This is a genomic window from Mesorhizobium sp. M6A.T.Cr.TU.016.01.1.1 (assembly GCF_003952585.1).
Classification (GTDB): domain Bacteria; phylum Pseudomonadota; class Alphaproteobacteria; order Rhizobiales; family Rhizobiaceae; genus Mesorhizobium; species Mesorhizobium mediterraneum.
Genome location: NZ_CP034452.1, coordinates 2,180,852 through 2,195,756 on the forward strand (window position 1 = coordinate 2,180,852; position 14,905 = coordinate 2,195,756).

Annotated in this window: 12 protein-coding genes; 7 read left to right on the forward strand and 5 right to left on the reverse strand. The window is 63.2% G+C overall.

Annotated features, from left to right (window positions below; translation table 11 throughout):
* Positions 1-117 precede the first annotated feature (117 nt).
* The 5 genes from EJ075_RS10265 to EJ075_RS10290 all read left to right on the forward strand — a co-directional run bounded on the left by EJ075_RS10265 (position 118) and on the right by EJ075_RS10290 (position 6,151).
* Positions 118-945: an ABC transporter ATP-binding protein gene (locus EJ075_RS10265; protein ID WP_126104280.1), complete on the forward strand. Its 828-nt coding sequence runs from the start codon at positions 118-120 to the stop codon at positions 943-945.
* Positions 942-1,790, forward strand: coding sequence for an ABC transporter permease (locus tag EJ075_RS10270; RefSeq protein ID WP_126104281.1), 849 nt, complete (start codon positions 942-944; stop codon positions 1,788-1,790). Before EJ075_RS10265 ends, EJ075_RS10270 begins: the two co-directional genes overlap by 4 nt.
* 71 nt (positions 1,791-1,861) lie before the next feature.
* Positions 1,862-3,028 (forward strand): ABC transporter substrate-binding protein, encoded by a 1,167-nt coding sequence (locus tag EJ075_RS10275; RefSeq protein WP_126104282.1) that lies wholly within the window; start codon positions 1,862-1,864, stop codon positions 3,026-3,028.
* Positions 3,029-3,381: 353 nt separating this feature from the next.
* Entirely contained in the window at positions 3,382-4,473 is a 1,092-nt protein-coding gene (locus EJ075_RS10285) for a Gfo/Idh/MocA family oxidoreductase (protein WP_095485108.1), read from the forward strand.
* A gap of 235 nt (positions 4,474-4,708) precedes the next feature.
* A complete protein-coding gene (locus EJ075_RS10290) occupies positions 4,709-6,151 on the forward strand; it encodes an amidase (protein ID WP_095484809.1) in 1,443 nt (480 codons plus the stop codon).
* A gap of 214 nt (positions 6,152-6,365) precedes the next feature.
* Here EJ075_RS10290 and EJ075_RS10295 read toward each other — a convergent pair whose 3' ends face one another.
* From EJ075_RS10295 to EJ075_RS10310, 4 genes are read right to left on the reverse strand one after another with little or no spacing between them, the layout of a single operon-like run.
* Complete coding sequence (locus tag EJ075_RS10295) at positions 6,366-8,402, reverse strand: aldo/keto reductase (RefSeq protein WP_126104283.1); 2,037 nt, start codon at positions 8,400-8,402, stop codon at positions 6,366-6,368.
* Between the two features lie 34 nt (positions 8,403-8,436).
* Positions 8,437-9,510, reverse strand: a complete 1,074-nt coding sequence (gene ugpC / locus EJ075_RS10300; protein ID WP_126104284.1) for a sn-glycerol-3-phosphate ABC transporter ATP-binding protein UgpC — start codon at positions 9,508-9,510, stop codon at positions 8,437-8,439.
* A gap of 7 nt (positions 9,511-9,517) precedes the next feature.
* The gene (locus EJ075_RS10305; protein WP_126104285.1) at positions 9,518-10,354 is read right to left on the reverse strand and encodes a carbohydrate ABC transporter permease; all 837 of its coding nucleotides are present in this window, start codon (positions 10,352-10,354) and stop codon (positions 9,518-9,520) included.
* A complete protein-coding gene (locus tag EJ075_RS10310; protein ID WP_126104286.1) occupies positions 10,351-11,211 on the reverse strand; it encodes a sugar ABC transporter permease in 861 nt (286 codons plus the stop codon). The genes EJ075_RS10305 and EJ075_RS10310 overlap by 4 nt, the downstream gene beginning before the upstream one ends.
* 146 nt (positions 11,212-11,357) lie before the next feature.
* Here EJ075_RS10310 and EJ075_RS10315 point away from each other — a divergent pair, with 146 nt between their 5' ends.
* A complete protein-coding gene (locus tag EJ075_RS10315; RefSeq protein WP_126103272.1) occupies positions 11,358-12,344 on the forward strand; it encodes an IS5 family transposase in 987 nt (328 codons plus the stop codon).
* A 286-nt stretch (positions 12,345-12,630) separates the two neighbouring features.
* Here the strand turns inward: EJ075_RS10315 and EJ075_RS10320 are convergent, their stop codons facing one another.
* Positions 12,631-13,902 (reverse strand): ABC transporter substrate-binding protein, encoded by a 1,272-nt coding sequence (locus EJ075_RS10320; protein WP_126104288.1) that lies wholly within the window; start codon positions 13,900-13,902, stop codon positions 12,631-12,633.
* 106 nt (positions 13,903-14,008) lie between these two features.
* On the opposite strand from EJ075_RS10320, the gene EJ075_RS10325 reads away from it, so the two are divergent.
* Entirely contained in the window at positions 14,009-14,878 is an 870-nt protein-coding gene (locus tag EJ075_RS10325) for a helix-turn-helix domain-containing protein (protein ID WP_095484815.1), read from the forward strand.
* Positions 14,879-14,905: the final 27 nt, after the last annotated feature.

A 14,905-nucleotide genomic window follows, 5' to 3' on the forward strand; every position in this document is an offset into this window, starting at 1 on the left:
CAAACGATCCCTCTGACTAGAGCAGCGGTCGGCGCTTGACAGTAAAGTAGGATAGTTACAGACTGATTTCTGCGACCGTATGACCCACTGGATCATCGCGCAATCACCGAGGGGCGCATGAACCCGGGCAGTGCAAAAACCCCGAAGCTTGGCGTGCAGGACGCGACCAAGATCTACCACACGGCTTCCGGCGACCTTCTGGCGCTGGACCGCTGCAGCCTCGACGTCCACGGCAATGAGATCGTCTCGATCGTCGGTCCGTCCGGCTGCGGCAAGACCACCCTTTTGTGGTCGATGTCCGGGCTGCATCGCCTGTCCAGCGGGACGATCCGGCTCGACGGCAGAGAGATCACCGGGCCGCATCCGGATATCGGCATCGTCTTCCAGGAGGCGAACCTGCTGCCCTGGCGCAATCTCGACGCCAACATCCATTTTCCCTTCGAGATCAAGGGCGAGAAACCGGATCGCGCCTGGATTGCCCACCTCGTCAATCGCGTCGGGCTAGACGGCTTCGGCGGCAAGTTTCCGCGCGAGCTTTCGGGCGGCATGCAGCAGCGCGCGGCGATCGTGCGGGCGCTGGCGCTGAAGCCCTCCGTCCTGCTCATGGATGAGCCCTTCGGCGCGCTCGACAGTTTTACCCGCGAGGAGATGAACCGTCTCGTCGAGGAGATCTGGCTCGATACCAAAACCACCATCGTCTTCATCACCCATAGCATCGAGGAGGCGATCTTCCTTTCCGACAGGGTGGTGGTGCTGAGCGCGCGGCCGGGGCGCGTCGCCAAGGAATATCGCGTGCCATTCCCACGCCCGCGCTCGCTGGAGATCATGGCGACGAAGGAGGTCTTCGATCTCACCAACACGATCAAGATGGACATTGTCGGCGAACGCGTGCGGCCGAAGGCGCGGGAGCGCGGCACCGCCGAAATTGTGAGGATCAGGCCGTGAGCGGAGGCGACGCCATACCGGAATTCTCGAAGACAAAGTCGGGCGACGGGCACGACGTCAGCCTGACCAATCTTTCGGCCTTCGCCAGCGGCCCCGGCATCAGGTCGGGTGCCGAGGTCGCCGCCATCATCGCGGTCGCGGTGATCATCATCGGCGGCATCGAGCTGGCGCTGCGGCTCTTCAATGTGCCGCACTACATCATGCCGGCGCCAAGCGCGATCGCCTACGCGCTGTTCGACGAATTCCCACTGATTGCGCCGCATCTCGGATACACGCTGGTGGAGCTTGTTTCCGGCTTCTCGATCGGCGCCATCATTGGCCTGGTGATGGCGGCGGTGATCACGCAATTCCCTTTCGCCGAGAAGATTGTGGCGCCTTACATCCTGCTCTTGGTCACCACGCCGATGCTGGCGCTGGTGCCGCTTCTGATCCTGCGTTTCGGCTTTGGCTACACGCCGCGCATCATCGCGGTGGCGCTCGCCGCCGGCCCAATGGTGATGATCAATGCGGCGACCGGCTTTCGCCGCGTCGACAGCGCCAAGATCGCGCTGGCGCGTTCCTATGGCGCCAGCACCTTGCAGATATTCTGGAAGATCCGTGCGCCGATGGCGCTGCCGATGATCCTGGTCGGCCTGATGATCGGCGCGATCTTCGGGCTTTTGACCGCGGTCGGCGCCGAGATGGTCGGTGGCGGCTTCGGCCTTGGCAACCGGCTGACCACTTATTCGTCGATGATCCAGATGCCGCAGTTCTTCGCCGTGGTTCTGATCCTCTCGACCCTCGGCATCCTGATCTACGTGCTGTTCTTCCTGATCGGCAAGAAGTGGGCGAGCTGGGAGGCGTGAGCGCAGAAATGACGAAAGGTCCCGGGAGGCGGGCGGCAAGAGACTGAAAATCAACAAAAAAGGGGAATGCCATGACCAAAGAAAGTTCAATCAGCCATAGTGCGAGGATCAGCCGCCGTTATTTCCTGCAGGTGACCGGTGCCGGCCTGGTAACGGCGACTGCGCTCGGCGCTTCCAGCCTCAGGGCCAAGGCCGAGGCCTATGAAAAATTCACGTGGATCTCGCCGCGCGGCACGCTCGAAGTGCTGGACGATTATCCCTATTGGGCGGCCAAGAAGGCCGGCTATTTCGGCGACCTCGAAACCGACATGCAGCCGGGTCCGTCGGACGGCACCGCAACGGTGAAGTTCGTCGATGTCGGCCAGGCCGACATGGGCTTCCCTTCGCCCGGCGTTTTCTCCTTCGCCATCCAGAACGGCATGAAGCTCAAATCCGTGTTCCACATGGGCGCGCGCGACACGTTCAGCTTCGCTTTCCGCAAGGGCGAGGGAACAAACGACCTGAAGCAGCTAGAAGGAAAGACCATTCTGCTCGGCTCCGCCGCCTGGCAGTCGATCACTGACCCGCTGCTGGCGGCGCAAGGCGTCGACATCAAGAAGGTGAAGTATGTCGAGGCCGGCTGGCCGACCTGGGGCACCGCACTTGCCGGCGGCCAGGGCGACGCCGCCCTGTCATGGGAAGGGCTGCGGGCCGAATGGATCGCCAAGAACCTCGACTTCGAATACTGGCTCGGCGTGCAGAATTCGAAGCTGCCGGCCAACACTTTCGTCGTGCGCGCAGCAGATCTCGAGGATCCCGACCGCAAGGCGTTCCTGGAAAAGTACCTGCGCGGCTGGGCGATGGGCCTCGAATTCGGCTACCAGAATCCGCGCGCGGCCGTCGAAGCGGTGTTCGAGCAGTTCCCGACGCTGGCCAAGAATCTCGGGCCGGAACTCGGCACCACCTCGATCCTGCAGCAGATCAACGTCTTCCGCGGCGACATGGACAAGCGCGAAGGCTGGGGCTCGCACGACATGGCGAGCTGGCAGGGCTTCTTCGACGAGATCCACAAGATCGGCCAGATCACCAGCCCGGTGAAAGCCGAGGACGTCTGCACCAACGAGCTGATCGGCCCCGCCAACAGCTTCGACAAGGCCAAGGTCAAGGCCGATGCCGATGGCTACAAGCTGTCAGAGGGCTTTGCCGCGCTCGATGTCGATAACATCAAGGCGCATCTGTTCGACTCGGCGGTCAAGTAAAGACTGCAATTGTCGATGCCGGCGCTGCCCTTGGCCTGCCTTGGCTCCTTTCCTCTCCCTCCGGAGGAGGGAGAGGTGGCGCCGCGAAGCGGCGACGGAGTGGGGGAAGGCGTTCGCCAAACGCGCAGTCGCCGCAAGACAGGCACAATGTGGCGAGCAAGTAACCTCAGGCGGGCGCGAAGGTCGACCCCCACTCCGTCGAGCTTCGCTCGACACCTCTCCCCCGATCGACGGGGGAGAGGAAAGGGCCGGGCAATGAGCGGCGGCGACTGATCTGAGATGATTGTCCCAGATAAACATACGAGCGGCAACCGATCGCCGCGCACAATTCAATGAAGAATTGGGAGGCTGAGATGACCGACAAGGTGAAAGTGCTGGTGATTGGGCTGGGCAATATGGGCGCGTCGCATGCCAGCGCCTACCACCGGCTGGACGGCTTCGAGATCGTCGGCATCATGAGCCGCACGATCAAGAGCAACACAAAGATCCCGGCGGAATTAGCCGGCTATCCGCTCTACGAGGATTTCGATCAGGCGCTGAAAGAGACCAGGCCGGATGCCGTTTCCATCAACAGCTGGCCCAACACCCATGCCGAATATGCGCTGAAGGCAATCGACGCGGGCTGCCACGTGTTCATGGAAAAGCCGCTCGCCACCAATATCGAGGATGCCGAAAAGGTCGTCGCTGCGGCCCGCGCCAAGAACCGCAAGCTGGTGCTCGGCTATATCCTGCGCGTCCACCCGTCCTGGATCAAGTTCATCGAGGTCGGCAAGACGCTCGGCAAGCCGCTGGTCATGCGCCTCAACCTCAACCAGCAGAGCAGCGGCAGCGCCTGGCACTGGCACAAGAACCTGATCGATTCGCTGATCCCGATCGTCGATTGCGGTGTCCACTATGTCGACGTCATGTGCCAGCTGACCGGCGCCAAGCCGGTGCGCGTCCACGGCATCGGCGTCAAACTGTGGGCCGACGCCGCCAAGCAGAATTACGGCCATCTGCACGTTACTTTCGATGACGGCTCGGTCGGCTGGTACGAGGCGGGCTGGGGGCCGATGATGAGCGAGACCGCCTATTTCGTGAAGGATGTGGTCGGCCCCAAGGGCGCGGTCTCCATAGTCGCCGGCCAGCAGGCGAGCAGTGCGGCCGAACTGGCTGAGGTATCGAACTCCGCCGACATCGATCGCCACACCAAGACCGATGCGCTCAAGATCCACTACGCACAGGTCGACGGCGACAAGAATTTCAGCAAGCCGGACGAGATCGTCAGCATGGAGGACGAACCCGGCCACCAGGAGCTTTGCGACCGCGAGCAGGCATTCTTCCTGCGCGCCATCCGCGAGGATCTCGATCTGACCGAGCAAATGGATGCCGCGGTCAACAGCCTGCGCATCGTGCTTGCCGCCGAGCAAAGCATCGCGGAAGGGCGGACCGTCGAGCTGGCCTGAGGCCTAGCTCCGCCTTCTCCCCTTGTGGGAGAAGGTGGCCGCCCACGGGTCTTGCGTCCGGCAAGCCCGAGGACAGGCTCCGCGGCCGGATGAGGGGTGTTCCAGCTTGGCACCGACTGCACTCCGTCCAGCACCCCTCAACCGTCTTGGCGCTACGCGCCAATCCACCTTCTGCCACAAGGGGAGAAGGAAGAAGGAGCGCCCGTTCGGGCACGGCAGAACGAGGGAGAGAGACATGGCCGAAATCACCGACAGCTTCCTGGAAACCTACGCCGAATCCGACGCGCTGGATCTGGCCGAGCTGGTGAAGCGCGGCGAAGTCTCACCGGCCGAGCTTGTCGAGGCGGCGATCACCATGATCGAGCGACTCAACCCGGCGCTGAACGCGGTGATCCACCGCCTGTACGAGATGGCGCGGGCTTCGGCTGAGACGGTCGATAGAAGCACGCCCTTTGCCGGCGTGCCATTCCTGCTCAAGGAACTGGGCTCGTCCTGGACCGGAGCGCCCAACACCAACTCCTGTTCTTTCCTGAGAGATGTCGTCGCCGATTTCGACACCGAAGTGGTGCGCCGCATGAAGGCGGCGGGCCTGGTGCTCGTCGGCAAATCCAATGCGCCCGAGAATGGCTGGTCGATCAGCACAGAACCCAAGCTTTACGGCGCGACGAAAAACCCTTGGAAGCACGGCATCACGCCGGGCGGCTCGAGCGGCGGCGCGGCCGCAGCCATCGCCTCGCGCATGGTGCCGATCGCCGAGGCCAGCGATGGCGCCGGCTCGATCCGCATCCCGGCCTCCTGCTGCGGCATCGTCGGCCTGAAACCGTCGCGCGGACGCGTCAGCCTGGCGCCCTTCGGCGACTATTGGTATGGCGGCGCCTATTTCCTGTGCTGCTCCAGGACGGTGCGCGACACGGCGGCCTATCTCGATGCCGTGGCCGGCGCGCTGCCGGGCGATCCCTATACGCCGCCGGTGCCGGGCGGCAGCTGGCTCAGCCTCTCGTCGCGTGCACCGAAGAAACTGCGCGTCGGCTTCACCGTCACGCCGCCATACGGCACGGCCATCGACCCAGAGGTCAAGGCCACGGTGCTGGCGACGGTCGCCGCGCTCGAGCACCTCGGGCACGATGTCGAGGAGCACGACATGCCGCTCGACGCCAATGCGGTGTGGAAAACCTACACCAACATGACCTGCGTGCAGACGGCGGCAACCTTCGGCTATCATGAAACGGTGATCGGCAGGCCGGTGACGCCAAGCGACGTCGAGCCGGTAACCTGGGCGATCATCGAGCGCGGCCGCGCAACGAGCGGCATCCGCCACATCTCCGACGTCGAGACGATCCGGCAAATCGGCCGCGACATCGTCGGCGATCTCGCGTCCTACGATCTCTTCATCACCCCGACCTTGACGCAACTGCCGAGGCCGTTGGGCTATTACGACATGTCGGAACCGGACATCGACCGCTACAATGCGAAGTGGACGGACGCCGTCTTCGCCTTCCCCTTCAACATCTCCGGACAGCCGGCGATCTCGCTGCCGCTTGGCTGGTCAGCCGGCGGCGTACCGATCGGCGTGCAACTGATCGGTCGTTATGGCGACGAAGCAACGGTGCTGGCCGTTTCCGCGCAGCTGGAACGGGAGATGCCGTGGAAGGATCGGCGGCCGAAGGTGAGGGGGTAGGTCTCGTTCGCCCTCGCCATCACCTGTTCCGGGGAGCGGTGGCGTTGCGCCTCGCGCGGCTCCCCTTCTCCCCTTGTGGGAGAAGGTGTCGCCGAAGGCGACGGATGAGGGGTGCTCCAGCTTGGCACCGACGGCACTCCGTCCAGCACCCCTCATCCGTCTTGGCGCTGCGCGCCAATCCACCTTCTCCCACAAGGGGAGAAGGCGAGGTAGGTCAGCCCGTGCCTCGCGCGCGCTGCCGATCCGAACCGCCATCCAGCCATGCGATGTCGTCCGGCGAAAGCGCAATGTCGAGCGCCCGCAGACTGTCCTCCAACTCGTCGAGCGTGCGCGGTCCGATCAGCGGGACGGACGGGAACGGCTGGGCCAGGACATAGGCGAGCGCGACATGGATCGGGCTCTTGCCCAGTCTGTTGGCGAGCTCGATCGCCCGGTCGCGGCGGCCGAAATTCTTCTCCGAGTACCAGACCCGGACCAGCTCTTCATTGTCACGCTGGTCGCGCCCGGCGCGGCCGGTGAAGAAACCCCGCCCTTGGCTCGACCAGGCAAAGTTCGGCATCTGCCGGTCGGTCAGCCAGGCCTTCCATTCATCGCTCGACGATGTGACGCAACCTGGCCAGATCGGCACCAGCATTTCGGCCAGCGAAAAATTGTTCGAAAGCGCGCCAGGCTTTTGCTTACCGGTCCGCTCGGCATAGGCAATAGCCTCGTCCATGCGTTCCCTTGTCCAGTTCGAGCCGCCGAACGGACCGCGAATGCGGCCAGCCCTGACCTCCCTGTCCATCGCGTCGACGAATTCGTCGACCGGCACGTCCGGATCGTCGCGGTGCATGAAATAGACATCGACATGATCGGTCTGCAGCCGGTCGAGCGACTGGGTGAGCTGCTTGCCGATCACATCGGGATAGCAGAGCGGGGTGTGCGCGCCCTTGCCGATGACCACCGCTTGCTCACGCACGCCGCGGTTCGTCAGCCACTGGCCGAGCAGCGTTTCGGTGTAGCCGCTGCCATAGATATAGGCGGTGTCGAAGACGTTGCCGCCGTCTTCGAAATAGGCATCGAGCAGGATCATGCCCGAGGAGAACGTGCGGAAATCCTCGAAGCCGAGCGCCAGGCACGAGGCCGGCCGCGGCAGGCCCGGAATTTCGCGCTTCGGGATCGCGGTGCCGCCGGCGCGCAGCCGCCGACCGGAGATGGTGTTGAGGCGTTTTTCGGGCTTCTCGATCTCGTATTCGAGGCCAATCGCGGCGCGCCATTTGTCGAGCACGCGCAGATTGCCGAGACTGTCGGCCCAGCCCATGCCCGGCCAGGCAAACTCCTGCTTCCCGGCCAGGATGGCCTCGCCGGCGGCGTCGACCTCGAAAGCGTAGAGCCGGCGGTCTTCCCTGACCTCGACCACCTCCTCCCCGCCCGGCCGGATGATGCGGATTTCGCCGGTGCCGCCTTCCCTGCCGCTCGCATACCAGAAATCCGCGACCTCGATGCGACCCTTGGTGCCGAGGATGCGCAGGACATTGTCCTGCGCCAGCGAAATGCCGCAGGAAACTTCGGCGACGATGCCACTGGGAAAATGCAGGAGCGCCGAGGCCCATTCGTCGACGCCGGACTGGCCGAGATGCGCAGCGCCGACCACCTTGTCCGGCTCGGCGAAGGGCGTTCCGACCGCCGCCCCGGCAATCAGCCGCGCCATCGAAACGGGGTAGCCGCCGACGTCCAGAACGCCGCCGCCAGCGAGGTCGTTGGCGTAGAGCCGGTGCTCCGGCATGAAATCAGGCATGGCGAAGCCGAAGCTCGACTTCACCATGCGCACCTCGCCGATCGCGCCGGACCTGATCAGCTCGACCAGTTTTGCCGTCTGCGGATGCAGCCGATACATGAAGGCTTCGCCGAGAAAGGTACCGGCCTTGCGCGCCGCATGGATCATCGCATCGGCCTCGAAGGCGGTCAGCCCCATCGGCTTTTCGCAAAGCACATGCTTCCCGGCCTCGGCCGCCTTGATCGCCCATTCGGCGTGGCTGGGATGCGGCGTCGAAATGTAGATCGCATCGACGTTCGGGTCCGCGAGCAAAGCCTCGTAGCCGTCGAGGATGCGGGCGCCGGGGAAGTTTTCAGCGAGGCCTGATTTGCCGGGATTGCGCGCGGCAATGGCAACCAATGTGCCGGTGCGCGAATGTGCCACGCCGCCGGCAAAGGCCTTGGCGATGGCGCCGGGCCCGAGAATGCCCCAGCGGATGGGCGCGATTGAAGTCATTGTCATTCTCCTGGGATTTGAGACGAGCTGGCCGTCAGCGCAGCCGCCGTCCGTTGTCGTCGAATAAGTAAGATTTGCGGATGGAAACGGTGATCTCAGGGGCCTCTGGCACCTCGGCCGCGTCGCGCTGGATGACGATATCGTCGCCAGCCGCAGTACGGGTGTAGAGAAAGCTCGTGCCACCCAGATGCTCGACCACGTCGATGGTTACAGAAAGGTCGGCATCGCCCTTTCCGGCATGACCGAAATGTTCTGGGCGAACGCCCACCACTACCTTGCTTCCCGGTTCGGGCACCGGGCCATTCAGCGGCTGTGTAAGACGCGTCCCGCCTGCCAATTCGACCGTCACGCCGGAAGCGCTTTGCCCCAGGACCCGAGCTTTGATGAAGTTCATCTTCGGCGAGCCGACAAAGCCTGCGACGAACTGATTGTCGGGGTCACTGTAAAGATCGAGCGGCCTGCCGATCTGCTCGACATAGCCGTCGCGCAGCACCACGATCCTGTCGGCCAGCGTCATCGCTTCGGTCTGGTCGTGCGTCACATAGATCATGGTGACGCCGAGCTCCTTGTGCAGGCGCGAGATCTCGACCCGCATCTGCACCCTGAGCTCGGCATCGAGGTTGCTCAGCGGCTCGTCGAACAGGAACACTTGCGGCTCGCGCACGATGGCGCGGCCGATGGCGACGCGCTGGCGCTGGCCGCCCGACAATTGCCGCGGGCGGCGCTTCATCAGCTCGGCGATGCGCAGGATCTCGGAGGCCCGCTTCACCCGCCGCTCGGTGTCGGCCTTCGGGTTGCCGTTCATCCTCAGCCCGAAGCTCAGATTCTGCTCGACACTCATATGCGGGTAGAGCGCGTAGGACTGGAACACCATGGCGATGCCGCGATCGGCCGGCTCGACGTCGTTCACCACCTTGCCGCCGATGGCGATCTCGCCGCCGCTGATGTCCTCGAGCCCGGCGATCATCCTCAGCAGCGTGGACTTGCCGCAGCCGGAGGGGCCGACAAAGACGACGAATTCGCCGTCATTGACGTCGATGTCAGCGCCGTGAATGATCTGAAAGCCGCCGAAGCGCTTGACGACATTTTTGAGTGTGACCGCTGCCATGCTGATCCTATTTGATGGCGCCGGCGGCAATGCCGGCGACGAAATGGCGCTGCAAGAGCACGAACACGACGAGCATCGGCACGGTGAGCATCACGGCGCCCGCCATGATGCCGCCCCACGACACTTTGGTGAGACCGATCAGCGTGCCGAGCGCCACCGGCGCCGTCATCGCGCCGGGCTTGGAATTGATCAGCAGCGGCCAGAGATAGTTGTTCCAGGAGGCAAGGAACAGGATGATGGCGAGCGCCGCCAGCATCGGCCGCGCCAGCGGCAGCGCTACGAACAGGAAGATCCGCCACTCCTTGACCCCCTCGACCCGAGCGGCGTCGAATAGATCGCCCGGCATCATCGAGAAGCTCTGCCGCATGAACAGCACGCCGAGCGAATTGAAGAGCGGCGGCACGATCAGCGCCACCCAGGTGTTGGCGAGCTTGAAGTCGCGCGCCACCATGATGAATTGCGGGATCAGCACGACAGCATAGGGTAGCGTGATGGTGCCGAGGATGATGGCGACGACCACGCCCTTGCCGAAGAACTGGTAGCGCGCCAGCGCCCAGCCGGCCATCGAGGTGAGCAGCACCGACAGGAACGTATAGGTCACCGCCACCGAGACGGAGATGCCGATGGCGCCGATGAAATTGGTGTCGCGCTGCAGATTGTTGACATTGTCGAGGAAACTGCCGTGCGGCAAAAGCTCGATGCTGGGGCTGAAGATGCCTCTGTCGGGCATGGTCGAGAAAATCGCCATCATCCACAGAGGAAACAGCCAGATCAGCGCCAGCGGCGTCAGGAAGAGATGCAGCGCGATGCTGCGCCCCAGTTTTGAAGAGGAACGCGAGCTCATTTCGGGTCCCTCGTCAGCCACAGTTGCACCAGCGAGATGGCGATCGCCAGTCCGGCCATGGTGTAGGCGATGGCCGAGGCGTAGCCGAAGTTGAGCGACCTGAAGCCATGGCGGTAAAGCAGCAGCCCGAGCGTTTCGGTGCCGCCGCCCGGTCCGCCGCGTTCGGTGATCAGGAACGGCTCGGTGAACAGCTGCATGGTGCCGATGATCGACAGCACGGCGCAGAACACGATGATCGGCTTGAGCAGCGGCAGGGTGATGTAGAAGAACTGCTTGAGCTTGCTGACGCGGTCCAACGTCGCCGCCTCGTAGACATCCTGGGGGATAGACTGCAGGCCGGCGAGCAGGATGATGGCGTTGTAGCCGGCCCAGCGCCAGGTCACCGCGATCATGATGACCGCCATCGCCGGCGTGACGTTGGAAAACCAGTCGATACGGGGCAGGCCGACACTGTTCAGCAGCTTGTTGATGATGCCGTAATCGAGGTTGAACATCAGCCGGAACACCGCCGAATAGGCGACTTCGCCGACCACCACCGGGGCGAAGAAGGCGAAGCGGAACAGGCCACGGGCTTTCAGCAGCGGCGAATTCAAAAGCACAGCCATGATGATCGCCAAAGTGATCATCACCGGCACCTGGATGACGAGGATGAGCAGCGTGTTCTTCAGCGCATTGAAAAACGCAGGGTCGCCGATCAGCCGGCCCCAGTTGAAGGTGGGGGCGAACCGCCACGGCACGGTGCGCGTCGCCTGGAAGGAGATCAGGAACGAGCTGATGATCGGCCACAGCCAGAAGATCGAGAAGATCAGCAGGTAGGGCGCGAGGAAGCGATATGCCGTGGCGTTCTGATAGCGCATCGTTGCCTCCTTCGCCTCCCGTTTCTAGGTTTACCGGCCTACTGTCGAAGCCGGCGCCGCTTTCTCTTCCCTTCTCCCCTTGTGAGACCTTTGCACAGAAGCCGAACGGTGATTCTGTGGTGAAGGTTGGAGCAGGGAGATTCGGGATGGCGGATCGTGTTTTGGGTCAGTTGAGTCTGGCGGACGGTCTGGCGGCGTCGGATGAGACGATTTTCGACCTAGTATCGAAGGAACTGGACTGGGCGCCGATCCGAACATTGCTGGGTCAGCGCAGCGGTCCTGGCTCGGGCAACACCAGCTATCCGGCGGAACCGCTGGTGCGCTGTCTTTTGCTGGGCATGTGGCATGGGCTGAGCGATCCGGCGCTTGAGGCGCAGATCCGGGACCGATTGTCGTTCCGCCGCTTTGCCGGTTTCAGCCTTTCGGACCGCACGCCCGACCATTCGACACTGTGGCGCTTCCGCGAGGAGCTGACGCGTGAGCGACTGATCGACAAGGTCTTTGAGGAGATCAACCGTCAGCTGGAGGAGAAGGGCCTGATCGTCAAGCGCGGCACCTTGGTCGATGCCACGTTCCTGCAGGCTCGTGGCCGTCCGCCCAAGCAGCCGAAAAAGGGCCACCAAGGTCCGGTCAAGCCGTCGGCCGACAAGGATGCGCGTTGGGGCAAGAAGGGCAAGAAGAGCACCTTCGGCTACAAGATGCACATCGGCGTCGACCAGGAGCACACCTTGATCCGGCGTGTCGAGGCGAGCGACGCCTCGGTCACCGACACCGAGCCGGCCGACCAGTTGATCTGCGGCGACGAGAAGGCGGCCTATGGCGATCAAGCCTATTACACCCACGCCCGCCATGCCCGGCTCGCCGCCGCCAACATTAAGGACCGGCTGATGCGGCGGCCCAACAAGCATCACCCCGAGTTGCCGCCGCGCCACAAGCTGCGCAACCGGCTGATCGCCAAGGTGCGGGCGGCAGTGGAGCGGCCTTTCGCCGTGTTCAAGGAGCGTTACGGCATGCGACGCCTGCGCTTCTTCAACCTCGCCACCAACCGCACGCAGTGCATACTGGCCGCCTGCGCTTACAATCTGCGCACCATGATTGGCGTCCTCTATCCACCCGATGAGAGGCGGACATGAGGGAGGAGTGCGTCCACAATCCGGCAGGATGGCTGCCTAAACCGACAAAGGCCCCGCAAGGGCCGCGGAAAACCGCTCTGCCGGCCTTCAAAAAGGCCCTCACTGACCACCGAAATCCACTTCGCTCCCCGTGCAAAGCCCTCCTTGTGGGAGAAGGTGGATTGGCGCGCAGCGCCAAGACGGTTGAGGGGTGCCGGAAGAAACTCAGCGTCGGCGATCCGTCCAACACTCCGTCGCCTTCGGCGACACTTCTCCCACAAGGGGAGAAGGAAGAGCCGCGTGAAGATCACTCTTCGACCGGCAGGCCGGTCGCCGAGGCGATCTGGCTTGCGGCATCGTCGAGCGCTGCCTTGGCATCGGGATAGCCGCCGCCCAGATATTTGGTCTGCACCGCGCGGACGATGATCTCCGCGTCGCTCTGGAACGGCGTGCCGCGGCTCGGGACGACCTTGGGCAAGGTGCCGAGGATATCCTTCCACACCGGCTGGCCGCCCCAATAGGGCTGGCCTTCGGAGACATAGGGGTCATCGAGGGCCGAGATCAGAGACGGCACGAGGCCAAAACCCTTCAGCATCGCTATCTGGCCCTCATTGGTCGCAAGCGAGTATTTCAGGTAGGCGTAGGCTGCCTCCTTGTTGTTGGACACCGATGTGATGGCAAGCGACGAACCGCCGAGATTGGCGGCGCGCGGGCCGTCGGCGGTGAGGCTCGGCATCAGGTAGACGCCCCATTTGCCGCTGCCGTCGGGCGATTCGGTGCGTATGGTGCCCTCATACCAGCCGCCATACATCTGGGTGGCGACAGTGCCGGCGGTGTTGTTGGTGATCTTGGTGCTCCAGTCGGCCGAGGTGATGATGCCGGCGTCCTTCATCTCCTTGATCTTGGTCATCGACGCCACACAGGCCGGTTGATTGACGGTGATCGACTGCCCATCGGCGGCGAAATAGGCGCAGCCCTGCTCGTTGGCGATCATGCGGAAGAATTCGGAGTCGCCGTTGAAATCGGCGTTGGTCATCGTCACGCCGGGATTGGCGTCCTGGATCTTCTTGCCGGCGGCAATGAAATCGTCCCAGGTCTTGATCGACGCGGGATCGACGCCGGCCTTCTCGTAGAAGTCGCGGCGATAGTACATCGCCACCGGGCCCGAATCCCATGGCATCGCATAGGCCTTGTCTTCCACTTCGAGCTCGGTGCGTTTGAAATCTGGGAATTTTGCCTGGTCTTCGGCCGTGTAGCCCAGCGTGTGAAGGTCGACGAAGCAGTCAGGGAACTGGCTCCAGTAGTTCTCGGCCTCGCCGTTCTCGATCGTCACTATATCAGGCAGTCCCTCGCCGCCGGCGGCGCAGCCGGCTATCGACTTGTCGTAGGTCGGCTGGTTGCCGAGATCCTGGACCGTGACCTTGACGTCGGGGAACTGCTTGTTGAAGCCTTCTATAGTGGCCTTCAGCGATGAAGCGGCGACGTTCCAGCTCCAGATCGTGATTTCGCCGGACTGCGCAAAGGCCGGGGCTGAGCCCAGGGCAAGCGCGAGCGCGGCGCAGGTCAATGTGGTGCGCATCGAAATCCTCCCATTTCATTTGCTCTCTCTTCGCGAGCATGGCTAGACTAGGCACTGGCGAAGGCTTGTCCGCGACAAAGGGAATAAAGAATTGGCGGAAAGTAAGATGCCGGAAAGACCGTTTTACCAGCCTGGCGCCAGCAGCGTGGAGGGCCTGCCGCTGCTCCTGCAGACGTTTCACAATCATCCCCTGGTGATGCTCAAGCCGCATTGGCATGCCCAGGTCGAGGTGAACTTCATCATGTGCGGCACTGTCCACTACCGCATGAACGATCACGAAATCTCGCTTTCGGCCGGCGACATGTGCCTGTTCTGGGGCGGCCTGCCGCATCAGATGATCGATGCATCGGACGATGCCGTCTTCGCCGGCGCGCATCTGCCACTGGTGCATTTCTTCCGGCTGCATTTGCCCGCTGATATTCGCAACCGGCTGATGACGGGCGCGACATTGGTGACCAATGCCACCGACCGGTCCGACAGCGACAATTTCGAGCGCTGGAACCGCTATGTCCGGTCAGGCGATCCAGCCAAGGCCGAGCACGCCGTGAACGAGCTGTTGCTGCGGCTGGAGCGGGTGCGGTTCGAGCCCTACCGGCTCGCACCCGAAACCTCGATCGAGCAGGAAGCAGGCAATCCGTTCGATCAGCAATCCCTGCGCAATGTCGGGCGCATGTGCGACTTCATAGCGGAGAATTTCCTCTACGAGATCGACTGTGTGGACATCGCGGCGACGGCCGATATCCATCCCAAATACGCCATGAGCATCTTCAAAAAATCGACCGGCATGACGCTCAACGAATATGTCAACCTGTTGCGGCTCAGCTACGCCCAGGCGCTGCTGATGCACCAGGATGCCAACGTGCTGCGCGTCGCGATGGACTCCGGCTTCGGCTCGCTCAGCGCCTTCAACAAGTCGTTCCGCAAGCTGGCCGGCATGTCGCCGTCGGATTTTCGCAGAGGCGCTGGCGTCAGATAGTCCCGGGTTGAAATGCCGTCCTGGTTT